This window comes from Pseudosulfitobacter pseudonitzschiae (genome assembly GCF_900129395.1).
Classification (GTDB): Bacteria; Pseudomonadota; Alphaproteobacteria; order Rhodobacterales; family Rhodobacteraceae; genus Pseudosulfitobacter; species Pseudosulfitobacter pseudonitzschiae.
This window is the reverse complement of record NZ_FQVP01000004.1, coordinates 158,445-180,312: the sequence shown is the minus strand read 5'-3', so window position 1 is coordinate 180,312 and position 21,868 is coordinate 158,445. Positions and strand designations below refer to the sequence as shown.

At 62.9% G+C, this 21,868-nt stretch carries 21 protein-coding genes; 6 read left to right on the top strand and 15 right to left on the bottom strand.

Annotation, left to right across the window (positions count from 1 at the left end):
* The first annotated feature begins 120 nt into the window (after nt 1–120).
* On the top strand, nt 121–1,635 hold the full coding sequence (locus BUC08_RS12690) for an FAD-dependent monooxygenase (protein WP_037922609.1): 1,515 nt from the start codon (nt 121–123) through the stop codon (nt 1,633–1,635).
* Here BUC08_RS12690 and BUC08_RS12685 read toward each other — a convergent pair.
* The gene (locus BUC08_RS12685; protein ID WP_037922606.1) at nt 1,632–2,000 is read right to left on the bottom strand and encodes a hypothetical protein; all 369 of its coding nucleotides are present in this window, start codon (nt 1,998–2,000) and stop codon (nt 1,632–1,634) included. The two genes, BUC08_RS12690 and BUC08_RS12685, sit on opposite strands and share 4 nt — an antisense overlap.
* A gap of 97 nt (nt 2,001–2,097) precedes the next feature.
* On the opposite strand from BUC08_RS12685, the gene BUC08_RS12680 reads away from it, so the two are divergent.
* Nucleotides 2,098–2,826: a Crp/Fnr family transcriptional regulator gene (locus BUC08_RS12680; protein ID WP_037922604.1), complete on the top strand. Its 729-nt coding sequence runs from the start codon at nt 2,098–2,100 to the stop codon at nt 2,824–2,826.
* Between the two features lie 62 nt (nt 2,827–2,888).
* On the opposite strand, the gene BUC08_RS12675 is transcribed toward BUC08_RS12680, so the two are convergent.
* Entirely contained in the window at nt 2,889–3,743 is an 855-nt protein-coding gene (locus BUC08_RS12675) for a formate/nitrite transporter family protein (RefSeq protein ID WP_051694043.1), read from the bottom strand.
* A 127-nt stretch (nt 3,744–3,870) separates the two neighbouring features.
* On the opposite strand from BUC08_RS12675, the gene BUC08_RS12670 reads away from it, so the two are divergent.
* From BUC08_RS12670 to BUC08_RS12655, 4 genes are all read left to right on the top strand, one after another.
* The gene (locus tag BUC08_RS12670; protein WP_051693978.1) at nt 3,871–5,097 is read left to right on the top strand and encodes a DUF2254 domain-containing protein; all 1,227 of its coding nucleotides are present in this window, start codon (nt 3,871–3,873) and stop codon (nt 5,095–5,097) included.
* 69 nt (nt 5,098–5,166) lie between these two features.
* The gene (locus BUC08_RS12665; RefSeq protein ID WP_037922602.1) at nt 5,167–5,862 is read left to right on the top strand and encodes a fumarylacetoacetate hydrolase family protein; all 696 of its coding nucleotides are present in this window, start codon (nt 5,167–5,169) and stop codon (nt 5,860–5,862) included.
* Complete coding sequence (maiA, locus tag BUC08_RS12660; RefSeq protein ID WP_037922600.1) at nt 5,859–6,503, top strand: maleylacetoacetate isomerase; 645 nt, start codon at nt 5,859–5,861, stop codon at nt 6,501–6,503. The genes BUC08_RS12665 and maiA overlap by 4 nt, the downstream gene beginning before the upstream one ends.
* A gap of 86 nt (nt 6,504–6,589) precedes the next feature.
* Nucleotides 6,590–7,063, top strand: coding sequence for a c-type cytochrome (locus BUC08_RS12655; RefSeq protein ID WP_037922597.1), 474 nt, complete (start codon nt 6,590–6,592; stop codon nt 7,061–7,063).
* Between the two features lie 4 nt (nt 7,064–7,067).
* Here the strand turns inward: BUC08_RS12655 and BUC08_RS12650 are convergent, their stop codons facing one another.
* The 13 genes from BUC08_RS12650 to BUC08_RS12590 all read right to left on the bottom strand — a co-directional run bounded on the left by BUC08_RS12650 (nt 7,068) and on the right by BUC08_RS12590 (nt 21,854).
* The gene (locus BUC08_RS12650) at nt 7,068–8,432 is read right to left on the bottom strand and encodes a tetratricopeptide repeat protein (RefSeq protein ID WP_051693976.1); all 1,365 of its coding nucleotides are present in this window, start codon (nt 8,430–8,432) and stop codon (nt 7,068–7,070) included.
* Nucleotides 8,425–9,426 carry a P1 family peptidase gene (locus BUC08_RS12645; protein WP_037923398.1) on the bottom strand — a complete coding sequence of 334 codons (1,002 nt, stop codon included), beginning with the start codon at nt 9,424–9,426 and terminating at the stop codon, nt 8,425–8,427. Before BUC08_RS12645 ends, BUC08_RS12650 begins: the two co-directional genes overlap by 8 nt.
* Nucleotides 9,427–9,430: 4 nt before the next feature.
* Nucleotides 9,431–9,781 (bottom strand): cupin domain-containing protein, encoded by a 351-nt coding sequence (locus BUC08_RS12640; RefSeq protein WP_037922595.1) that lies wholly within the window; start codon nt 9,779–9,781, stop codon nt 9,431–9,433.
* The gene (locus BUC08_RS12635) at nt 9,778–10,518 is read right to left on the bottom strand and encodes an SDR family oxidoreductase (RefSeq protein WP_037922592.1); all 741 of its coding nucleotides are present in this window, start codon (nt 10,516–10,518) and stop codon (nt 9,778–9,780) included. The genes BUC08_RS12640 and BUC08_RS12635 overlap by 4 nt, the downstream gene beginning before the upstream one ends.
* Nucleotides 10,519–10,542: 24 nt before the next feature.
* Complete coding sequence (locus BUC08_RS12630) at nt 10,543–11,991, bottom strand: aldehyde dehydrogenase family protein (RefSeq protein WP_037922590.1); 1,449 nt, start codon at nt 11,989–11,991, stop codon at nt 10,543–10,545.
* Complete coding sequence (locus BUC08_RS12625) at nt 11,969–13,591, bottom strand: ABC transporter ATP-binding protein (RefSeq protein WP_037922588.1); 1,623 nt, start codon at nt 13,589–13,591, stop codon at nt 11,969–11,971. Before BUC08_RS12625 ends, BUC08_RS12630 begins: the two co-directional genes overlap by 23 nt.
* Entirely contained in the window at nt 13,588–14,403 is an 816-nt protein-coding gene (locus tag BUC08_RS12620; RefSeq protein ID WP_037922586.1) for an ABC transporter permease, read from the bottom strand. The genes BUC08_RS12625 and BUC08_RS12620 overlap by 4 nt, the downstream gene beginning before the upstream one ends.
* Complete coding sequence (locus BUC08_RS12615; RefSeq protein ID WP_037922583.1) at nt 14,400–15,347, bottom strand: ABC transporter permease; 948 nt, start codon at nt 15,345–15,347, stop codon at nt 14,400–14,402. The genes BUC08_RS12620 and BUC08_RS12615 overlap by 4 nt, the downstream gene beginning before the upstream one ends.
* A 101-nt stretch (nt 15,348–15,448) precedes the next feature.
* Nucleotides 15,449–16,846: an FAD-binding oxidoreductase gene (locus BUC08_RS12610; RefSeq protein ID WP_037922581.1), complete on the bottom strand. Its 1,398-nt coding sequence runs from the start codon at nt 16,844–16,846 to the stop codon at nt 15,449–15,451.
* Nucleotides 16,847–16,872: 26 nt separating this feature from the next.
* The gene (locus BUC08_RS12605) at nt 16,873–18,540 is read right to left on the bottom strand and encodes an acyl-CoA synthetase (protein ID WP_081855334.1); all 1,668 of its coding nucleotides are present in this window, start codon (nt 18,538–18,540) and stop codon (nt 16,873–16,875) included.
* Nucleotides 18,541–18,566: 26 nt separating this feature from the next.
* Nucleotides 18,567–18,962 carry a rhodanese-like domain-containing protein gene (locus BUC08_RS12600; protein ID WP_037922575.1) on the bottom strand — a complete coding sequence of 132 codons (396 nt, stop codon included), beginning with the start codon at nt 18,960–18,962 and terminating at the stop codon, nt 18,567–18,569.
* Nucleotides 18,963–18,965: 3 nt separating this feature from the next.
* A complete protein-coding gene (locus tag BUC08_RS12595; protein ID WP_037922572.1) occupies nt 18,966–19,535 on the bottom strand; it encodes a peroxidase-related enzyme in 570 nt (189 codons plus the stop codon).
* A 12-nt stretch (nt 19,536–19,547) separates the two neighbouring features.
* On the bottom strand, nt 19,548–21,854 hold the full coding sequence (locus BUC08_RS12590) for a molybdopterin-dependent oxidoreductase (RefSeq protein ID WP_037922570.1): 2,307 nt from the start codon (nt 21,852–21,854) through the stop codon (nt 19,548–19,550).
* Nucleotides 21,855–21,868: the final 14 nt, after the last annotated feature.

Genomic DNA, 21,868 nt, shown 5'->3' with positions numbered 1-21,868 from the left:
GTCCCTTCGCGGATCAGCCGGAATTTGCCCGTCGCAGAAATGCGGCGGGCTTTTGCGTGTCTGACGCGTTGAAACGGGGGCAAAGGGCACGCATGTTGAACGTATAGAAAGGCGTTTGATATGCAAAAAACCGATGTTTTGATTGTCGGGGCTGGGCCAACGGGATTGGTTCTGGCGCTTTGGTTGCAGGCCCAGGGGATCACCGTCCGCATCATCGACAAGACCAGCGCACCCGGCACCACATCGCGGGCGATGGTGGTGCACGCCCGCACGCTTGAGTTGTACCGTCAGATGGGCATGGCCGATGCCGTGGCGGCCGCCGGACATCCCAGCCGCGTGGTGAATATGTGGGCGCGCGGCAAGCGCCGCGCGCAGATCGACATGCGCGACTTTGGCGGGGACATCACCCCCTATCCCTATCTGTTGATCTATCCGCAGGACCATCACGAGGCATTCTTGTGTGACCAGCTTGCCGCGCGTGGATTGTCCATTGAGCGCAACACCGAGTTGCTGGACGCCAAAGACGAGGGCGACCATGTCACCGCCAAGCTGCGCGGCCCCGATGGCAAGACCCAGACCTGCACCGCCCGGTTCATGGTGGGGGCCGACGGCGCCGCATCGACCGTACGCAAGGGGCTGGGTGGGAAATTCAAGGGCGGGACCTACAGGTCGTTGCTCTATGTGGCGGATGTTGAGGTTGCGCAGGACATGTTCAACGGCAACGTCCACCTGTCCTTTGAGGAAACCGATTTCCTGTTGGTCTTCCCCTATGGCACCGAGGGAAAAATGCGGCTGGTGGGCAGCATACGGCCCGAGCGGGTGGCGCGCAGCGTCGATCTGAACTTTGAGGATGTGGGCCGCGAGAGCCTGCATGCCCTGGGCATCCAGGTGACGCATCTGAACTGGTTCTCGACCTATAAATCGCACCACCGAATGACCGACCGTTTCCGGCACGGGAATATCTTCCTGGCCGGAGATGCCGCGCATATTCACAGCCCCGCAGGCGGGCAGGGGATGAACACGGGCATTGGCGACGCGATCAACCTGGCGTGGAAGCTGGCAGCAGCGGTCAATGGACGCGGCAATGATGCGCTGCTGGAAAGCTATCACGCCGAACGCGCGGCCTTTGCGCGGACCCTGATCAAGACCACCGATCAGGCGTTCAACCTTGCCTCGCGCAAGGGCAGCGTCTTTGGTTTCATGCGCACCTATGTGGTGCCGAACGTCGCCAAGCTGGCCTTTGGTCTAGCCTCGGCCCGTGCGGCCATGTTCCGCGCCATTTCCCAGGTGGCGATCACCTATGCCGACGGACCCTTGGGTGCGGGCAAGGCGGGGGAGGTGTCAGGCGGTGACCGCTTGCCTTTCGTGCAACTGGACAAGGGGGACAATTTTGGTCCGCTCGCCGACATCATCTGGCAGGTGCACGTTTACGGCCAGCCGACGGATGCGCTGCACACATGGTGTTCGGACCGCGATATTCCGCTGCATGTCTTTGGTTGGAACGCTGCCTGCGAGGCTGCGGGCCTTGAACAGGGCGCGGCCTATTTGCTGCGCCCCGACACCTATGTCGGCTGTGCGGCTCCGCAGGGGGATACGCAGCTGTTAGAGACTTATATGGCAGGCCTGGGGCTTTAGCTGTCGTCTTTTGGTATAAGCCCGATGTTGCCCAGCAAACGCTCGATGTCGCCGGTGCTGAACGGCATGGCGACCCGATAGCCATCATAGAGAACTTCGGTGAAACTGGGGTTCTCGACGCCGACGCGCACGGCTGTGACTGCGCGTTCGCTCAGAAGGTCCATCAATTCAGGGTCGACACTGCTGGCCGCGCTGCCCAGCAGGAAAACCACGTCTTGCGGGCCGTCCTGTTTCAACGTCTTAACCGCTTGCGGCACGTTATCGACGCGGCGGATGGTCGACGCTGGAATGCAGTCGAGGAGGATCTGGGACAGATCCTCTGTAATCAAAATATCGCCCTGCACGACCAGGAATTTCGTCGTCATTCACTGTCCCCTAAATTCGTGACAGGTCTTCTATATGGAACATTCTTCAGCGTCGCGCATTAAACTATGACATAGCTCTAAAAAGGTTTTTCGTACCATGGCGACCAAATGCGCGAACTGCCCGCTGCAACGCAGTGATGTGTTCGTTGACCTGAATGAAGAAGAAATCCGGTACATGCAGAAGTTCAAAGTGGGCGAGCTTGAGGTGAATCCAGGCACGCCTTTGCTGATGGAAGGGTCAAACAGCCCACAGCTTTATACAGCGCTGCGCGGCATGGGCTTGCGTTACAAGACACTGGAGAACGGCAACCGGCAGGTGATCAACTTTGTCTTTCCGGGTGATTTCATCGGCCTTCAGGCGGGTATCATGGGCGAAATGCAACATTCGGTCGAGGCCACGTCACCGATGACCTTGTGCGTCTTCGACCGCAGTGAATTCTGGAGCTTTTTCAAATCCCACCCCGAACGTGCCTTTGACCTGACGTGGATGGCCGCCGCAGAAGAGCATTTTCTGGGCGAGGCGCTGGCCTCGGTTGGACAGCGAACAGCCTATGAGGCAATCGCCTGGGCGTTGTGCAAGATCATGCTGCGCGGGCAGGCGTTGGGATTGGCGCGGGATCGGGTGATGCCCTTGCCCTTCCGGCAACAGGATCTTGCGGATGCGCTGGGCCTGTCGTTGGTCCACACCAACAAGACACTGAGCAAATTGCGCACGCGCCAACTGGCGAACTGGAGCGATGACGCGCTGATCGTCAATGATCTGGGCGCCTTGGCCAAGGCCGCTTGCATGACGCTGGAACCTTTGATGAAACGTCCGATCATGTAGGCGTGTCGTCAAGATTCGAGCAAGTCCGGGACCCGCTGCACGCCCCTGCAGAGGGTCTTTTGTTATTGGGACTCCGCCGCCAGCACATCATCCTTGACCTGACCCCAGGCGATCAGCGCAAAGACCACCGTGCCACCAACGATATTGCCCACCAGCACCGGAATGAAAAAGCCGAACACAGCCTCGGTCGGGCCAAGCAACCCTTGCACCGCAAGATAGGCCATTTCGACCGACCCCGCGACGATATGGGTAAAATCACCCGCCGCGATCAGCCATGTGAATGTCAGAATGATGAAGAACCCGGATTCGTCCGCCTGCGGCAGCATCCACACGATGGCCGCGACCAGAATGCCCGCCGGAATTGCACGGAAAAAGCTTTCGCCCGCAGGCATATGGATCGCGTGTTCGGACAAGGACAGCAGCGCAGGCCCAAGGTTTTCAGGGATCGCGGGCGTATGGGCATAAAGCGTCGCGATACAGAACGCGCCCAGCACGTTGGCCCCCAGCACGATCCCCCACAGCCGCGCCACGCAGGCGAAATTATGCACCGTCGGTTTGACCATCAGCGGCAGCACCGTGGTGATGGTGTTTTCGGTGAACAGTTGCATCCGGCCCATGATGACCAGCAAAAAGCCCAGCGAATAACCAAAGTTCTCGATCAGGAACGACCACGGCGCATCGGGCAGATAGGTCCGCAGGATCGCCTCGCCCAGCACCGAAAAGCTGATCATGATACCGGCGGCCGTCCCGGACCAGAACAGCGACCGCTTGGTGCGCGCCAGCTCTTCCTCGCCATCGCGGCGGATGACTTCGTAGATCAGCTTTGACGACAGTTTGGCCGCGGCTTCGACTGACTCGCGTTCGGTTTCTTCTTCAAGAGGCACCGCACCGGGATCGTTCTCGTGAATAGATACCATTTTATGTTCGTCCCAGTTGGTCATCGGACTTTAACACGCGGACCTCTTGTTTGGTTCCCGATTATCTGTTGCCATTGTCGTATAGGTGTTCTGCTCCACATTGCAGCCTGACACTTTGGAGAGATACATGTTCGGATCGCGCGCCTATATTTTGAAAATCGCACAAGACGTGCGATCCAGCTATTGGTTTATTCCCTCGACCTTGGTGGTTGCCGCTCTTTTGCTGTCCGAACTGACCCAGTGGATCGACCACAACCCGGATATTCTGCCTGTTGCGCTGCCGGATGATTTTCTGAACACACAGGTGGACGGCGCGCGCCAAACGCTGGCGGTGATTGCGCAATCGATCATTGGGGTCACGGGTGTGATGTTTTCGATCACCATGGTGGCGGTGTCCTTTGCCTCTGGCAACTTCGGGCCGCGGCTGATCGGGAACTTTATGCGCGATCGTGGCAACCAGATCAGCCTGGGCCTGCTGATTTCCGCCTTTGTCTATTCGCTGATGATCCTGCGCGCGGTGCAAAGTTCGGGGGCGGACGGGCTGGAGTCCTTCGTGCCGCAATATTCGATGCTGATGGCGTTGTTGCTGACGCTGGTGTCCGTGGGCACGCTGATCTATTTCCTGCACCATATTCCCGAAACCATCAATGTATCGAACATCTCGGCCGCGTTGGGGCGCAGGTTGGCGCGGGGGATCGAACGGATCATCGACAACCACGCCGAACGGACCCCTGAAGCCGAAGTGCAGCCTGAGAAGAACGCGACCGAGACCGAGCTGAGCCTTGGACGTGCGGGCTATATCCAGCAGCTGGATCTGGCGGGTCTTTTTGAACTTGCCGAAGAAAACGACTGGGTGATCCATGTCGCCGTCGAGATCGGCAGCTTTGTCAGCATGTACGAAACGGTCCTGACCGTCTATTCGGCCAGCGCACCCACCGCAGACCAATGCGACAGCCTGTGTTCCAGCTTTGCCGTCGGCGAAGAGCAGACCGAAGCGCAGGACATCACCTTTATGATCGACCAGCTGGTCGAGATGTTGGCGCGGGCCCTGTCGCCGGGGGTGAATGATCCATTTACCGCGCTGAATTGCCTGAACTGGCTGCGCAACGGCATCAGCGTCGCCTTGCAATACAAGGGCGGGCTTGCCCCCGTGCAGCGGGCGCGAGTGCAATACCGCAGCCTGACCCTGCAGCATTTGCTGAACATCAGCTTTCGTGCCGCTGCACCCTATTGCATGCCCGACAAGATGGCGCGCGACCACTGGATGTTCTGCGTGCGCAGCCTGATGGACGCGGCCACGGGTGAACATAAAAAGACCGTGGCCAAGCTGCTTGAGGAATTTGAAAAAGCCTGAGCGCGGCCATTTGCCAAACCGGATCACTTGTCGCACAACTGCGGCACTGCTGATTGAAAGGTTCCCGTCATGCGTTTCGTCTTTCCACCCGCTCCCCAGGCCGCTCTGGCCGTTGCAGGCAGCACCGACCATTTTCCGGTGCGGCGCGTCTTTTGCGTCGGGCGCAACTATGCGGCCCACGCCCGCGAGTTCGGCAATGACCCCGACCGTGATCCGCCGTTCTTTTTCACCAAGCCGGCGGACGCGGTGGTGAACACGCCCTGCACCGTGCCCTATCCGCCGCTGACCGAGGACCTGCATTTCGAGATCGAGCTGGTCATTGCCATCGGAAAGGGGGGCGCAGATATTTCGGCTGCGGATGTGCCTGATCATATCTGGGGCGCTTCGGTTGGTATCGACCTGACCCGCCGTGATTTGCAGAACGAAGCCAAGAAGATGAGCCGCCCGTGGGACTGGAGCAAGGCCTTTGACCACTCCGCGCCGATCGCCCCGATCGTGCCGATGGCCGATGTGCCTAGCCTGACGCAGGGGCGAATCTGGCTGGCCGTGAACGGCGAGATCAAGCAGGACGCCGACATCGCCGATCTGATCTGGCCGGTCGCCGATCACATTGCAACGCTGAGCCAGGCGATGACGCTGGCCCCCGGTGACATCATCATGACGGGCACGCCTGCGGGCGTGGGCGCCGTGACACCCGGTGACGTGATGACGGGCGGTGTTGATGGCATTGCAGAACTTGAAGTGACAGTGGGGCCGCGCGCATGACGCTTGTCCTGCACAACTATTTTCGCTCGTCCACGTCGACACGTGTGCGGGCGGCGCTGAACCTCAAGGGGCTGGATTATGACTATGTGTCCTATGCGCTCTTGAAGGACGAACAGCGCGGGGCCGCGCACTTGGCGCTGAACCCGCAAGGGCTGGTGCCGACGCTGGTGACAGATGACGGTGCGCTGCCGCAGTCGCTGGCGATTATCGAATGGCTGGACGAAGTTCATCCCGAACCGCCCTTGCTGCCTGCCGACGCCTGGGGCCGTGCGCGGGTGCGGAGTCTTGCACATATTATCGCCTTAGATGTACATCCCGTGAACAACCTGCGCATTCTCAAACACCTTGAAACCGAATACGGCGTCGATGCCGACGGCAAGGCCGCGTGGTTCCGCAAGTGGGCACAGGCGGGCATGGAGAGCCTTGAGGCGCGGCTTTCGTCAGAGGCTGAAACCGGCACCTTTTGCCACGGCGATACCCCCGGTCTGGCCGATCTGTGTCTGTTTGCCCAAGTGCTGAACAACGGACGGTTCGGCGTGGGGCTGGATGCCTATCCGACCATCGCGCGCATTCACGCGGCCTGTATGGCAATGCCTGCGTTTGAACGCGCGGCCCCCGCGAACCAGCCCGACGCCACCTGATGCGACACCGTGGCACGCGGCCTTCGTCAGGCTGCGTGCTACTCTGGGTTCGGACAATGCTGAAGCCAGTTGATCGGAGTGACCCCATGAAAACGATGTTCCGCGTTCTTGCCATCTTCGCCCTCGCCACCCCTGCCTTTGCCGACAGTCACGCAGCGGGGGATGCCGACGCCGGGGCCAAGACCTTTGGCAGATGCAAAAGCTGTCACATGATCGCCAACGGCGACCAGGTGATCGAAAAGGGCGGGCGCACCGGGCCGAACCTGTATGGGGTGATCGGGCGTCAGGCGGGCACTGCCGAAGGATACACCTATCAAAAGTCCATCGTTGAAGCAGGCGAGGCCGGATTGGTCTGGGACGAGGCATCGCTGACGGAATATATCGCCGATCCGCGCGAATTCCTGCGCGAATTTCTGGACGATTCCAAGGCCAAGTCGGGCATGTCCTTCAAGTTGAAGAAAGGCGGCGCTGATGTGGCTGCCTATCTGGCGCGCGTCGGGCCCGAAGTTGCACCGGCAGAGGCAGATGCCGCAGAGGCACACGCCGACAGCGACAGCTAAGCATTCAACGCGCGGTGCGGGCCTGTGCCTGCGCCGCCAGTTCCGGCAGACCGTTGCGGGTATAGACCTCGGCCAGCATCCGGTTCAGCGGCACGCCGTCGGGATCATAGGTGCGCCGCATCTCCAGCACTTGCTGCGCCCGCGCCACGTCGCCGTTTTCCATCAACGCATCCAGATGGATCTGGTCAAACAGATCGCGCTGGGCGTGGCTGCCGCCACATTCGGCCAGGCGGGGCAGGGCAATGCCCAGCAGCCGCGTGGCCTCTGACCAGTCGCGGTTGGCATGGGCGACGATTCCTTGGGCAGCGGGCAGGGCCACTTCGGCCCATGCGCGGTGGTCGTGCCGGGTGTTGTCGGCGGCGCGGTCCAGGATCGCCTGCATCAACACATCCATCGCCGCGCGATCTTCGGTGCGCCCCAGTCCATACAGGTATTGCAGTGTCAGGAACGGGCTGACCGTATCGGCCCCGCGCTGTGCCACATGCGCCACCACATCGGCCCAGCGGTCGCCCACGTCAATGCCCGCAAAGTCCAGCCGTGCCAGCAGGGACACCGCCCCGACCTGATCCTGACTGTAGTCCTTGGCCAGCCCCCAGACGTGTTCGTCATAGGCTTGCAGCACATCCTCGTGCCGCCCCTGGCTGATGTAGAACAGCGCCAGATGCCACCAGTTGTGGCTGCGCATAAAGCTGTTCAGATCCTGCCACGTGTCCGCGACGCTTTCCAGAAAGACGATGCCACCGGTCACGTCGCCGCGCGTCAGATAGATATGCGCCAGCGCGTGATGCGCCCACGGGTCGTCATTGCGCAGCCGCATCGAGCGGCGTGCGGCGGCTTCGGCCTCTTCCAGAAGGTGACATTCCTCGTAGCCGAACGCCAGCATGCCATGGGCATAGGCGATGTCCTCGGCCCCCGGGAAGGCGCGGGTGGCGATGCGCAGCATCGCCGGAAAATCACCAATGTTGAAGGTGTGGTACTGGCCCAGCTTCAGCATCACCATATCGCGCGGGTAACGGCGGATGGTCTCTTCGCACAGGGCAATCAGCTCGGGGATCTTGCCGTCGTGGAAAAGCCGTGCGGCGTGCACGGTCGCCTGCTCGCGGGGGGTGGCATTGGGCGCGGCAGCTTCGGCGGCTTGCAGAAAAGGGGCTGCAAGTTGCGGGGCAATGGGTGCCTCCAGCAGCATGTAGAGGATCGCGGCATAGGCGTTGATCAACGCACAGTCGGGTGCTGCCTCGGCGGCCTTCAGCACATTGGCCGCCTTGGTCTGAAAGCTGATGAAACCGTGCACAAAGTCGTCGATGCCTTGCAGGGCGGCCTCATCGGCACCGGTGACGGGCAGGCCATACAGGTCGGTCATCTCAGGCATTCAGGTCCCTCCAGCAGGGCAACAGGTCGTCCGGCTCAGCGTGGGCCAGATAGACGCCGCGCGCAATGGCCCGTGACAGACAGACCGCGGCGGCATGGCCGATCACCGACAGGTCGCGGTGGTCGTCCTGCATGGTCCGCGCGCCGGTGGACAGGGCAAAGACCAGATCGCCGTCGCCCGGACTGTGCGCAGGCACGCAAGCGCGTCCGATGCCGTCATGCGCCGCCCATGCAACGCGCTGGCACTGGGCCTTGGTCAGGTTGGCATCGGTGGCAACGATGGCGATGGTGGTGTTGGCGCGTTCGATCACCGCGCTGACCTTGCGGCTGTCCAGCGTGCGGCCCAGTCCACTGGCGGGGTCGGGGCCAAGGCCGCCAAACTCGCCGTCGATCTCGAACGGCGCGGCCCAGAAGTGTTTGTCGCCCGGCGTGGTCACGGCCCCCATCGGGTTCGCCGCGACCAATGCCGCCACGGTCGTGCCATCCGGCAAAACAAGCGAAGCCGAGCCAAGCCCACCTTTCACCATCGCCGTCATCGCCCCGGTGCCTGCACCGACGCTGCCCAGGTCAAAGCTGTCGCTGGCGGCATCCAGCGCGGCACGGCCCAGGGTGCGATAGGGGTTTTCGTTCCAATCCTTGTCACCGCCCGACAGCAGGTCAAAGATGATCGCGCCGGGCACCAGCGGGATCACGGCATCGGCAATCCGGTAACCGCGCCCCATCGCCCGCAGCCCGTCAACCACACCCGAACAGGCATCCAGCCCATAGGCCGAGCCACCCGACAGCACCAGCGCATCAACCGCCGCCACCGATTTGTCGGGTTGCAGCAGATCGGTTTCACGCGTGCCGGGCGCACCGCCCATGACGGCCACCGAAGCGGTGAACGGCGCATCGGCGGTGACGACGGTGGCCCCCGATTTCAGTGCCTGGTCGGTGGCGTTGCCGACACGCAGGCCGGGCACGTCGGTCAACAGGTTGCGGGGGCCGGGTGTCATCATGTCAGATCCGTGGTTTCGGGGCGGCTGTGGCAGGATTGCCGGTGTTCGGCACGCCCTTGGGTTCGATCAGCAGCACCTTGCATTCGGCTGCGGCGCGGGGCCGGTGGGTGACGCCGCGCGGGACGATAAACAATTCCCCCGCGCCGACAGGGTGCTGGGCATCTTCCAGATCCATCACCATCTCGCCTTCGAGCACCAGAAAGAAATCATCGGTGTCTTCGTGCAGGTGGAACGGGAATTCGCCCTGGAATTTGACCACCATCACGTCGTTGTCGTTGTAATCGGCCACGACGTGTGGGTCCCAATGGGTGCTGAACTGCGCCAGTTTCGATGCCAGATTGATCGTCTTCATATGCAGCGTCCTCCGTCCACTTCCATTGCAACACCGGTGATCATGCTGGCCTCGTCCGAGCAGAGGAACAGCGCGGCATTCGCCAGGTCTTCGGGTTGCGAAAAGCGGCCCAGCGGGATCGTCGCAAGAAACTTGGCACGCATTTCCGGCGTGTCCTCGCCCATGAACGATTTCAGCAGCGGCGTTTCCCCGGCAACAGGGTTCAGCGCGTTGACGCGCACGCCGCTGGGGGCCAGCTCGACCGCCATGGTGCGGGTCGCGGTGATCATCCAGCCCTTTGACGCGTTGTACCAGTTCAGGTTCGGGCGCGGCGATACGCCGGCGCTGGACGCGATGTTCAGGATCGCGCCGGTGCCGCGTTCTTTCATGTGGGGAACAAGGCTGCGGGCGGTCAGATAGACCGACTTCATGTTGACGTTGAACACGCGGTCAAAGTCGTCTTCGGTCACGTATTCCATCGCCTGTGGCAGGTGGGTGATGCCCGCGTTGTTCACCAGAATATCCACGTGGCCCAGCGTCTTCAGCGCCACATCGGCCATGGCCTGCACCGATGCGCCCTTGCCCACATCGACCTGACAGTATTCCGTGCCCAGATCGGCGGCCACTTTCGCGGCCCCGTCACCGTTGATATCGGCCACCAGGACGCGGGCGCCTTCGGCGGCGAACCGGCGCACGATGCCTTCGCCAAAGCCCGACGCCGCGCCGGTTACAATCGCTGTTTTTCCGTCCAATCGCATGTCATTCCTCCCTGTGAATACGCCCTAGCCGTGATGGGCCGCGACGGTTTTGAGCGTGGAGAAGCCATAAAGCGCTTCAAAGCCTTTTTCGCGGCCATGGCCGGACTTGCCGCTGCCGCCGAACGGCAATTCGACCCCGCCCCCCGCGCCATAGTTGTTGATGAACACCTGACCGGCGCGCAGTGCCTTGGCCAGACGCATCTGCCGCGCGCCGTTGGCGGTCCAGATGGCGGCAACCAGGCCATAGTCGGTGCTGTTGGCGATCTGCACTGCTTCTTCTTCGGTGTCGAAGGGGATCAGCACCTGTACCGGGCCGAAAATCTCGTCGCGGGCCAGCGTGTGATCGGGCGGCACGTCGGCGAACAGCGTCGGCAGCACATAGGCCCCGTCGTCATGGGCGTTCTGCAACTGGCCGGTCGCGGCGATGGTCAGGTCCGCGCCCTTGTCCAGAAAGCCCTGCACGATGTCGCGCTGGCGGTTGGAAATCACCGGACCGACGCGCAGGTCGTCCATGGCGGGGCCGACGGTCAGCGCGCGATAGGCCTCGGCCATGCGGTCGCGCACGGCGTCATAGACACCGCGTTGCACCAGAATGCGCGAGGACGCCGAACAGGTCTGGCCCGCGTTTTGGATGCCCGCGTTGACCAGAAACGGCAGCGCCGCATCCAGATCGGCGTCGTCAAACACCAGCTGGGGCGACTTGCCGCCCAGCTCCAGCGTCACGGGCACCACGTTGGCCCCCGCCGCCTGTTGCACCAGCGCGCCGGTGCGCACCGAGCCGGTAAAGCTGATGTGGTGAATGCCGGTGTGGCTGGTCAGGGCGGCGCCTGCCTCGACGCCAATGCCCGTGACGACGTTCAGCGCTCCATCGGGCAGGCCCGCGTCCTGACAGATACGGGCAAAGGCCAGCGCGGTCAGGCATGCCTCTTCCGCCGGTTTGAGAACACAGGCGTTGCCCATGGTCAGGGCCGCCCCGACGCTGCGCCCGATGATCTGCATCGGATAGTTCCACGGCACGATATGCCCCGTGACCCCGTGCGGTTCGCGCAGGGTATAGACAGTGTAGCCGTCCATATAGGGGATTGTCGCGCCATGCACCTTGTCGGCGGCCCCGCCGTAGAATTCCATGTAACGGGCCAGCGCAATCGCATCGGCGCGCGCCTGTCCCAGCGGTTTGCCCACGTCGCAGGCCTCAAGCTCGGCCAGTGCGTCCACGTGGTCCAGCACGCGACGGCCAATCTCGGTCAGGATGCGGCCCCGTTCCAGCGCGGTCATGCGGCCCCATGCGCCGTCCAACGCTGCCTGAGCAGCCGTGACGGCGGCGTCGATGTCGGCGCTGGAACCGCGCGCGATCTGCGCCAGTTCGCTGCCGTCCGACGGGTTGACCAGCGGGATCGTTTCGCCGCTGGCGCAGGGCTGCCATTTGCCGCCGATCAGGATTTCAGTGGGGTCAAACCAAAGGGGGTTGGGCATGGGGACTGGCCTTGTCTGTAAGGTCGGGCAGCGTGGGCGCCGCCGCGAGCAAAGTTTGCGTATAAGGGTGTTGCGGGTCGGAAAAGACCTGTTCGGTCGGTCCGTGTTCGACAATCTGGCCGGACTGCATCACCAGCACACGGTCGGTCACCGTGCGCACCACGCTCAGGTCGTGGCTGATGAACAGATAGGTCAGGTCGTATTGGCGGCAGAGGTCTGCCAGCAGATCAAGGATCTGCGCACGGACAGAGACATCCAATGCGCTGACCGCCTCGTCAAAGACGATAAGTTCGGGGCGGATGATCAGCGCCCGTGCGATGGCGATGCGCTGGCGTTGGCCACCCGAGAACTGGTGGGGATACTTGTCGGCATCCGCCGCCGACAGGCCCACAGCCTCTAGCGTTTCGGCAATCAGGTCGGTGCGGTCCTGCCCCTTGGGCGGGTCGTCCAGCAGGAAAAACGGCTCGGTGATCAGGCGTGATACACGGTGGCGCGGGTTGAAGCTGCCGTAGGGGTCCTGAAACACCACCTGCATGTTGCGGCGCACGGCAAGGTTCGCGCGGCCCGCCGAAAACACTGGCGCGCCGTTCAGGGTGATGCTGCCGGCTTGCACGTCTTCCAGACCCAGAATCGCCCGTGTCAGGGTCGATTTTCCGCACCCGCTTTCCCCGACCAGCCCAAGGCGTTCGCCCTTTTTGATGTCAAAGCTGACGTTGTTCACCGCGCGGAAGGTGCCCGGCGCGCCAAACACGGATTTGCGCGGCGTGCGGTAATCGCGGCTGACACCATCGACCCGCAACAGCGGCGCGTCGGACGTCAGCGGCGGCAGATCCACCTGATGCGTCGAGGCCGCAAACAGCAGTTTGGTATAGGGGTGCTGCATGTTGTGCAGCAGGTGCGCGGTGTCGCCCTGTTCTACGATCCTGCCATGTTGCATCACCACGATGCGGTCGGCCATTTCGGACACCACCGCCAGATCATGCGTGATCATCAGCAGGCCCATGTCATCCTCGCGCGCCAGTTTGGCCAGCAGTTGCAAAATCTGCGCCTGTGTCGTCACATCCAGCGCCGTCGTCGGTTCGTCCGCGATCAGCAGCGCGGGGCGCAGGGCGATGGCCATGGCGATAACAACCCGCTGGCGCTGGCCACCGGACAGTTCATGCGGGAAACGCCCCAGCGGAAAGCGGTCCTGGGGCAGGCCGACGCGGGTCAGGGTATCGGCCGCGATCCTCATCGCCTCGGCGCGGGTGCCGGCACCATGGATCAGGATGGTTTCGGCCACCTGGTCGCCGATGGTTTTCACCGGGTTCAGCGCGGTCATCGGTTCCTGAAACACCATGCCGATGGCATTGCCGCGCAGGGCGCACATCTGCGCCTCGGTCTGCGTCAGCAGGTCGGTGTCCTTCAACATGATCCGGCCCGTGGCGTGCGACCCGCCGGGGGCCAGACCCATCACCGAAAAGGCGGTCATCGACTTGCCCGAACCGCTTTCGCCGGTGATCGCCACGATTTCGCCTTTGGCCACCTCGAAGGTCACATCGTGCAACACGGGATGGTCGTGAATGCCCATCGACAGCTTCTGAACGCTTAGCAAGCTCATACCCGTGACACCCGCAGTTTCGGGTCCAGCCTGTCGCGCAGCCCGTCGCCCAGCAGGTTCAGACCCAGAACGGTGATGATGATCGCACAGCCCGGGATCAGCGCCATATGGGGCGCGATGCTGACCAGCGTTTGCGCGTCGGCCAGCATACGGCCCCAGCTTGGCGTGGGCGGTTGCGCGCCCAGACCGACATAGGACAGTGCCGCCTCGGCCAGAATGCCCAAGCTGAACTGGATCGTGGCCTGCACGATCAACAGGTTGGCGACATTGCCCAGCACGTGTTCAAACGCGATCCGCGCGTCGCCCTTGCCCGACACGCGGGCGGCCATAATGAACTCGCGCGCCAGAATGGGCAGCGCACCGCCACGGGTGACACGGGCAAAGACGGGAATGTTGAAGATGCCGATGGCGATGATCGCATTGATCGCACCGGCGCCGAAGATGGCAGTGATCAGGATGGCGATGACCAGGCTGGGAAAGGCAAAGACCAGATCGTTGCCGCGCATGATCAGTTCGTCGATCCAACCGCCATTGCGTGCGGCGGCCCACAGGCCCAGCGGCACACCGATCAGCATACCGACGCCCACGGCGACAAAGGCCACGGCGATAGAGGTGCGTGCGCCGACCATGATCAGCGACAGAATATCCCGCCCGAAATGGTCGGTGCCCAGCCAGTGCGTGCCATTGGGCGGTTGCAGCTTTTGCGGGATGTCCATCGCGGTGTGCGCGTAAGGCGTCCAGACAAAGCTGAGCAAGGCGGCCAGCAGGACCAGCGCCGTCAGCAGCCCGCCGATGATCAGGTTGCGGCTCATGTGCGGCTCCTCAGGCGGGGATCGACAAGGGCATAGGCCAGATCGACGGCAAAGTTTACCATGATCACGGTGAACACCAGCAGCATGACCACGCTTTCCACCACGATCAGATCGCGGGCGTTGATCGACTGGAACACCAGCCGCCCCAGACCGGGGAGATAGAACACCTGTTCGATGATGATGGCACCGGCCAGCAGGAACGAAAACTGCAGGCCGATGATGGTCAGAACGGGGATCATCGCATTGCGCAGCCCGTGCCGCCACAGCGCCTGTTTGCGTGTCAGCCCCTTGGCGCGTGCGGTGCGCATGAAATCCTCGCCCAGCACATCCAGCAGGGCCGACCGCATGACCCGCGACAGGATCGCGGCCTGTGGCAACGCCAGCGAAATCGCGGGCAGCGTCAGCGACCACAGTCCCGCGCCCAGCCCCTTGTCCCAGCCGACAAAGCCGCCGGCGCTGAACCAGCGCAGGTTGATGGCGAACAGCAGCACCAGCATCATCGCAAACCAGAAGTTCGGGATCGCCACGCCCAGCTGCGTGGCCCCCATCACGGCGGTGTCACCTGCCTTGCCCCGGCGGGACGCGGCATAGATGCCGGTGGGAAAGGCAATCAGGGTGCTGAGCGTCAGCGCATAGATCGCCAACGGCAAAGACACCCACAAGCGTTCGGAAATCATCTGCGCAACAGGGGTGCGATAGGTGTAGGAGGTGCCGAAATCACCGGTCAGCAGCCCGCCGACCCAGTTCAGGTAACGCTGCCATTGTGGCACGTCCAATCCCAGTTCGGCGCGCAGCGCGGCGATGGTATCCGGTTGCGAATTGATCCCCAGCATGAACGTCGCCGGATCGCCCGGAGCAATCTCGATCACGAAGAAAATCACCAGCGAGGCAACGGCCAGGCTGATGACAAGAGACAGCAGACGTTTGAGGATATATCGTAGCATCGCGCGCACGTTATGCCCGGATCGCGGCAGGGTCTAGCACTGACCGCACACAAATAACGCAACGCTGCGAAACGCGATCGGCAGCGTGGGGACGGCCCATCTTACAAATCGAACAGACGCCCGCGATTCAGGATCGTCCTGGGGTCAAGGGTGCGCTTCATCTGTCGCATGACAGCCAGCTCTTGCGGGCTGCGCGACAGGCTCAGCCACGGTTTCTTGTCTACGCCGATCCCGTGTTCGGCCGAGATTGATCCGCCATGTTCGGCGGTCAGAGTATAGAGTTTTTCTAGCGCGGCAGTTCTGTCATTCGTGGTGAAAACATAATGCAGGTTGCCGTCGCCCAGATGGCCGAACATGTAAAATCCGGCATCTGGGTCAATCTGGCGCAGCGCGGTCTGGCTGGCCTGGGCAAAAGCCTCGATCCGGTTCAGCGGAATGCTGATATCGCCACTGGCCACACCATCAAGCCCGCGCACGAAATCGGCAGCACCATCGCGGATGTCCCACAGGGTGTCGAATTCACGGTTCGATTGGCTCACGATGGCATCCAGCGCCAGATCGTCCTCCAGCGCCTGCATCAGGATCTGGGTGAACCGGTCGGCCACGGCGGGGCCTGCGTCGGCGGACTGGCATTCGATCAGCACATAGAACGGCGCGGTCGTGCCCAGCGGGGGTTGGCGGTTCTGGTGGGCGCAGATGCCAAAATATGTGTCTTTCCACATCACCTCGAAGGCCGACAACACGTCGCCCAGCCCCTGACGCGCGCGCTGAAGCAGCGCCAGGGCCGCAGGCAGTGACGGCAGGGCCAGCAACGCGTTCAACTCTGTCTGGGGGCGGGGGTGCAGGTGAAGCAATGCGCGGGTGACGACGCCCAGCGTGCCCTCTGCGCCGATGAAAAGCTGGTTCAGGTCATAGCCGGTGTTGTCCTTGGCCAGACCGCGCAGCGATGACAGCACCGTGCCGTCGGCCAGCACGGTTTCCAGCCCGGCAACCTGCGCGCGGAACATGCCATAGCGCAGCACGCGGATGCCGCCCGCGTTGGTGGCGATGTTTCCGCCGATGGTCGCGGTCCCGCGCGAACCGATGTCGACGCCAAAGAACAGACCGGCGTCCTGCGCCGCAACCTGCACCGTCTGCAACGGCGCGCCGGCCCCCGCCAGCACGGTGGCGCTGTCCATGTCCACGGGGCCGACATCGGTCATCCGTTCCAGCGACAGAACCGCCTCGCCCTCGGCAATGCGGTGTGCACCGGACAGCCCCGTGCGTCCGCCCTGGATCACCAGCGGCTGCCCCGCGTCATGACACAGCGCCAGCGCGGTTGCGGTCTGGGCGGTGTCGGCAGGGCGCAGGACAAACTGCGGGCGGGCGGAAAACCGGTCGCGCCGGTCCTCCTGATAGCGCGGGCCAATGGCGTCGCCTGTCAGCAAGGCTTCGGGGGGCAGGGCCGATGCCAGACGGTCCACAAGGCCGACATCGGGCAGCGCGGGGGTGTCTTGCATCGGTGTCTCCTTTTGCAAAGGCGCGCTTAGCCGGCCAACGCCTGCTCTGCCAACAGCTTGGCCCGTTCGCGCAGGACAAACTTTTGCACCTTGCCGGTCGACGTCTTGGGCAGTTCGTCAAACACGATCCTTGCGGGGCATTTGAAATGCGCAAGGGTCGCGCGGCAATGGTCGATCAGGTCACTTTCCTGGATCACCTGTCCCCCGCGCAGTTCGACAAAGGCCACAGGCCGTTCGCCCCATTTGGCGTCAGGCATGGCCACGACCGCACACAAGGCAACAGCCGGATGGGCAAAGATCGCGTCCTCAACCTCGATAGACGAGATGTTTTCGCCGCCCGAGATGATGATGTCCTTGGACCGGTCCTTGAGCTGGATATACCCGTCGGGATGCATCACACCCAGATCGCCGGTGTGAAACCAGCCGCCGGCAAAGGCCTCGGACGTGGCGGCGGGGTTTTTCAGGTATCCCTTCATCACGACATTGCCGCGCAGCATCACCTCGCCCAGCGTTTCGCCATCGCGCGGGACAGGCTCAAGCGTTTTGGGGTCGAGTACATCGGCCTGGGACAGCGACAGGAAACGAACGCCCTGACGCGCCTTGTAGGCAGCCTGATCCGCCAGCGGCAGGTCGTCCCAGCTGTCCTGCCAAGCGTTCATGACCACGGGGCCATAGGTTTCGGTCAGCCCGTACATATGCTGCATCTCGAACCCGGCAGCTTTCATCGCCTCCAGCACGGCGGCAGGGGGCGGTGCGGCAGCGGTGATAAAGGTTGCCGTATGCGCAAAGGGCGTCTTGTCGGCATCGGCGGCGTTCAGCAGTGTCGTCATGACAATTGGCGCGCCGCACAGATGGGTGACGCCGTGGTTTGCAATCAGGTCATAGATCGGTTTGGCGCGGACCCAGCGCAGGCAGACATGGGTGCCCGCCTGAACCGCGACACTCCACGAAAAGCTCCAGCCGTTGCAATGGAACAGCGGCAGCGTCCACAGGTAGACAGGGTGCCGCCCCATTTCGCCGTGGATCACCATGTTCATCGCCATCAGCGCCGCACCGCGGTGGTGGCAGACGACCCCTTTGGGGTTGCCGGTGGTGCCAGAGGTGTAATTCAGGGAAATCGCGTTCCATTCGTCGCGCAGGGGCGGTGCCACATAGTCAGCCGACCCCGATGCCAGCAGCGCCGCATACTCCATGACCCCGATCAGCGGCCCTTTGGGATAGGGGGCATCGTCGGGGTAGGCCGGATCGTCATAGTCGATCACGATGGGCAGCGCGGAGGATGTCATCAGGCTCAGCGCTTCTGCGGCCAGATCCGAAAACTCGCGGTCGACGATCAGAACCTTGGATTCTGCGTGGTCCAGTTGAAAGGCGATGGCGCGTGCGTCCAGACGGTAGTTCAGCGAATGCAGAACCGCGCCATCGGCCATCGCGACGCCATAGTGCGCCTCGATCATCGGCGGGGTGTTCGACAACAGCACAGAAACCGTGTCGCCGTGGCCAATCCCCAGCCCGACAAGGCCCGAACCGAGCCTCAGGCAATTTTCCCAAAGCTGGCGATAGCTGATCCGGTCCGGCCCGTGGATCACCGCCACACGCTCGGGATAGGTCAGCGCCGCCCGTTCCAGATAGGACAGGGGCGACATCGGTTGATGGTTGGCCGGACAACGGTCCAGATCGGTGTCATAGATGCTCATGCGCGGAGATCCCTGGTCTGTGTGCATCAACGCGCCCGCTTTTGCAGTTCGCCAACGGGGTGGCCGTCGGCTTTCCAGCCGCTGAAGCCGCCGCGCAGGCTGCGGGCGTCCAGACCCATTTCCTGCGCCACTTTTGCGGCCAGCAGCGACCGCCAGCCCGAGGCGCAATAGAAGACATAGGTTTTGCCCTCGGCAAAGCGCGGCTTGTGATAGGGGCTGGCCGGATCGATCCAGAATTCCAGCATCCCGCGCGGGGCGTGAAAGGCGTCGGGGATCATGCCTTCGCGTTCCAGTTCACGGGGATCACGGATGTCGACCATCACGATATCCTCCGCGCCCAGTTGCGCGGCCATATCCGCAGCGTCGACCGAGGTCACTTTGGCGTCGGCTTCGTCCAGCATTTGTTGGTATCCAATGGCCATGTCCTAGCGCCCCATGTTGTAGAATTCAGCGTTGGGTTTCATGCTGGTCAGGTTGGCCAGCCGGTTGGACATGCCGAAAAACGCGGTGATCGCGCCAATGTCCCAGATGTCTTCCTCGCTGAACCCGTGCGATTTCAGCGTTTCCACATCGCTTTCGTCAACCTCGTAGGCGCGGGCCGAAACCTTCATGGCGAAATCCAGCATTGCGCGCTGGCGCGGGGTGATGTCCGCCTTGCGGTAGTTGATCGCCACCTGATCGGCAATCTGCGGGTCCTTGGCGCGGATGCGCAAAATCGCGCCGTGGGCGACCACGCAATACTGGCACTGGTTGGCGTTCGAGGTGGCGACGACGATCATTTCACGCTCGGCCTTGGTGATGTCACCGGGCTTGTCCATCAGGGCGTCGTGATAGGCAAAAAAGGCGCGGAATTCTTCCGGTCTGTGGGCCAGCGTCAGAAAGACGTTCGGCACGAATCCCGATTTCTCCTGAACCGCCAGAATGCGGTCGCGCAGATCCTCGGGCAGGTCCTTGATCTCGGGCACCGGAAAGCGGCTGATGGATGTGTTGGTCATGAAAGTCCTTCCTTAGGTCAAAAGCGCAGTCAGTTGCGCCTGATAGATTTCGATGGCATCGCCCGGATTGTCGTCATGCGGCGCGATCCGAACCAGACAGGTCTGTGCGGAACAGCCCTGCCCGAATTGCGAGGTGCCGACATCCATTGTCAGCACGTTGGGATTGCCGGCCAATTCCGGCCCATCTGCCTGTTCGGTCAGCCATGCGCCAGTGGGTAACACGGCGACGCCGGGGCGCTGGTCGGCGGTCAGCCTGGCGGTGGCAAGGCAGGCACCGCGATCGTTCCACAGGCGCACGGTCTGCCCGTCGGCGATGTTGCGCGCGGCGGCGTCATCGGGGTTCATGCGCACCTGTTCGCGACCGTTGCGTTTTTCCTCGCGGCTGGATGGGCCGGTTTCCAGCTGGCTGTGCAGTCGCCCCTTGGGTTGGTGGGACAGCAGGTGCAGCGCGTCGGTTGCACCAGCGGCCCCCAGCCATTCGGCGGGCGGAATCCACGCGGGATGTGCGCGGCAATCGTCATAGCCAAGCTGCGCCAGCGCGGCGCTGCCCAATACGATCCTGCCGCTTTCCGTGGCCAGCGGCGCGGCCTGCGGATTGGCGCGAAAATTGGCCAGATAGGTGTGGTTGTGCTGAATCGGGCAGGCGGCGAAACCTTGCTCCCAGAACGTGTCAAAGTCGGGCATGTCAAAGTCCAGCCGCTCGCGCACATCGGTCCGGCTGAGGTCATACAGGTGCCGCACCCACCCCATTTCGTCGCGACCTTCGTCAAAGGCGGCCCTGACGCCCAGCTTTTCCGAAATGCGGCAGAAAATCTCGAAATCCGACAGCGCCTGACCCATCGGATCAACGGCTTGGTGCATGGCAAGGATATAGTCCGACCGACGGTTTCCAGCCAGGTCGTTCCGCTCGAGCGAGGTCGAGGCAGGCAGGATGATGTCGGCGCGCCGGGCGGTGGCCGTCATCATAGGGTCCTGCACGATGATGGTTTCGGGACGGGTCCACGCCTCGCTCAGCCGGTTCAGGTCCTGATGGTGGTGGAACGGGTTGCCGCCCGCCCAATAGACCAGCCGCGCATCGGGGTAAGTGCGGGTCTCGCCCTGATAGGTGAACGGCGTACCGGGGTTCAGCAGCATGTCGGTGACCCGCGCCACGGGGATAAAGCTGCGGATCGCATCCATGCCCTTGCTCATCGCAGGGGATTTGCCGGTCTGGATCGGCGCACCGACCCCGCCAAGCGACCCATAGCCATAGCCGACGCCGCCACCGGGCAGGCCGATCTGGCCGATCATCGCGGCCAGCCCCAGCGCGGCCCAGAAAGGTTGCTCGCCATGGTGTGCGCGTTGCAGGCTCCAACTGACGGTCAGCATACTGCGGCTGTCGACCAGCTGCGCGGACAGGGCGCGGATTGCCGTGGCATCCAGCCCGGTGATTTCGGCGGCCCAGTCGGCGTCTTTGACAACACCGTCGTCGGCCCCTGTCAGATACGACAGCAGCGTGTCCGCGCCACTGGTGCAGCGGTCCAGAAAATCACGGGCGTGGCGTCCGGCGGCGACGATTTCACCGGCCAGCCCCAGCATCAGCGCGGCGTCGGTGTTGGGCCGGATCGGCATCCATTCGGCATTCAGCCAGTCGGGCAGGTCGTCGCGCAGGGGCGACACCAGCACGACCCTGACCCCGCGTTCAGCGATCCGGCGCAGGTGGGTTTCCAACTGGTGCGTGCCGATCCCCCCCGCCTCGCTTTGCGAGGTGCGCGGAGACATTGCGCCGAACACGACCAGCGTTTCGGTATGTTCGGCAATGTTGTCCAGCGTGTTGGCTCCGCCGCCACAGGCGCGCTCGTCGCCCAGCGTGTGCCGCAAAATCACCGGGCCTGCGGCAATCGAATAGGTGTCGACGTGGCCGGTATAGCCGCCCACCAGATTCAACATCCGCTTGAGCAGGGTCGAGGCATGGTGAAAACGCCCGCAACTAGTCCAGCCGTAAGAACCGGCAAAGATCGACGCGTTGCCATGGTCGCGCGCCACGCGCGAAATCTCGTCCGATACCAGCGTTGTCGCCTCGTCCCAGCTGACCGGCACGAACCGGTCCGATCCGCGCTTGCGCCCGTCACTTGCGCCGCGGTTCTCCAGCCAACCCTGCCGCACCATGGGCTGCAAAACACGCCGGTCGCTTTTGGTCCATTCGGCCACCGAATGGATGATCGGCGACGGGGCAGGGTCGGGGCCAAACGGCTCGACCCCCACGATCCGGTTGTCATCGACAAGGATCGTATAGGCGCCCCAATGGCTGCAATGCGGTATGCGGCGGACGTTGGACATGGCGGCAGGCCCTT

Excerpts from the sequence above, each read along its gene's own strand:
- BUC08_RS12690 (WP_037922609.1), top strand. The coding sequence starts at position 121 with ATGCAAAAAACCGATGTTTTGATTGTCGGGGCTGGGCCAACGGGATTG.
- BUC08_RS12650 (WP_051693976.1), bottom strand. The coding sequence starts at position 8,432 with ATGCCTGAGATGACCGACCTGTATGGCCTGCCCGTCACCGGTGCCGAT.
- BUC08_RS12605 (WP_081855334.1), bottom strand. The coding sequence starts at position 18,540 with ATGAGCATCTATGACACCGATCTGGACCGTTGTCCGGCCAACCATCAA.
- BUC08_RS12600 (WP_037922575.1), bottom strand. The coding sequence starts at position 18,962 with ATGGCCATTGGATACCAACAAATGCTGGACGAAGCCGACGCCAAAGTG.
- BUC08_RS12685 (WP_037922606.1), bottom strand. The coding sequence starts at position 2,000 with ATGACGACGAAATTCCTGGTCGTGCAGGGCGATATTTTGATTACAGAG.
- BUC08_RS12610 (WP_037922581.1), bottom strand. The coding sequence starts at position 16,846 with ATGCAAGACACCCCCGCGCTGCCCGATGTCGGCCTTGTGGACCGTCTG.
- BUC08_RS12640 (WP_037922595.1), bottom strand. The coding sequence starts at position 9,781 with ATGAAGACGATCAATCTGGCATCGAAACTGGCGCAGTTCAGCACCCAT.
- BUC08_RS12620 (WP_037922586.1), bottom strand. The coding sequence starts at position 14,403 with ATGAGCCGCAACCTGATCATCGGCGGGCTGCTGACGGCGCTGGTCCTG.
- BUC08_RS12675 (WP_051694043.1), bottom strand. The coding sequence starts at position 3,743 with ATGGTATCTATTCACGAGAACGATCCCGGTGCGGTGCCTCTTGAAGAA.
- BUC08_RS12630 (WP_037922590.1), bottom strand. The coding sequence starts at position 11,991 with ATGCCCAACCCCCTTTGGTTTGACCCCACTGAAATCCTGATCGGCGGC.
- BUC08_RS12670 (WP_051693978.1), top strand. The coding sequence starts at position 3,871 with ATGTTCGGATCGCGCGCCTATATTTTGAAAATCGCACAAGACGTGCGA.
- BUC08_RS12680 (WP_037922604.1), top strand. The coding sequence starts at position 2,098 with ATGGCGACCAAATGCGCGAACTGCCCGCTGCAACGCAGTGATGTGTTC.
- BUC08_RS12665 (WP_037922602.1), top strand. The coding sequence starts at position 5,167 with ATGCGTTTCGTCTTTCCACCCGCTCCCCAGGCCGCTCTGGCCGTTGCA.
- BUC08_RS12615 (WP_037922583.1), bottom strand. The coding sequence starts at position 15,347 with ATGCTACGATATATCCTCAAACGTCTGCTGTCTCTTGTCATCAGCCTG.
- BUC08_RS12645 (WP_037923398.1), bottom strand. The coding sequence starts at position 9,426 with ATGACACCCGGCCCCCGCAACCTGTTGACCGACGTGCCCGGCCTGCGT.
- BUC08_RS12595 (WP_037922572.1), bottom strand. The coding sequence starts at position 19,535 with ATGACCAACACATCCATCAGCCGCTTTCCGGTGCCCGAGATCAAGGAC.
- BUC08_RS12655 (WP_037922597.1), top strand. The coding sequence starts at position 6,590 with ATGAAAACGATGTTCCGCGTTCTTGCCATCTTCGCCCTCGCCACCCCT.
- BUC08_RS12635 (WP_037922592.1), bottom strand. The coding sequence starts at position 10,518 with ATGCGATTGGACGGAAAAACAGCGATTGTAACCGGCGCGGCGTCGGGC.
- BUC08_RS12625 (WP_037922588.1), bottom strand. The coding sequence starts at position 13,591 with ATGAGCTTGCTAAGCGTTCAGAAGCTGTCGATGGGCATTCACGACCAT.
- BUC08_RS12590 (WP_037922570.1), bottom strand. The coding sequence starts at position 21,854 with ATGTCCAACGTCCGCCGCATACCGCATTGCAGCCATTGGGGCGCCTAT.
- maiA (WP_037922600.1), top strand. The coding sequence starts at position 5,859 with ATGACGCTTGTCCTGCACAACTATTTTCGCTCGTCCACGTCGACACGT.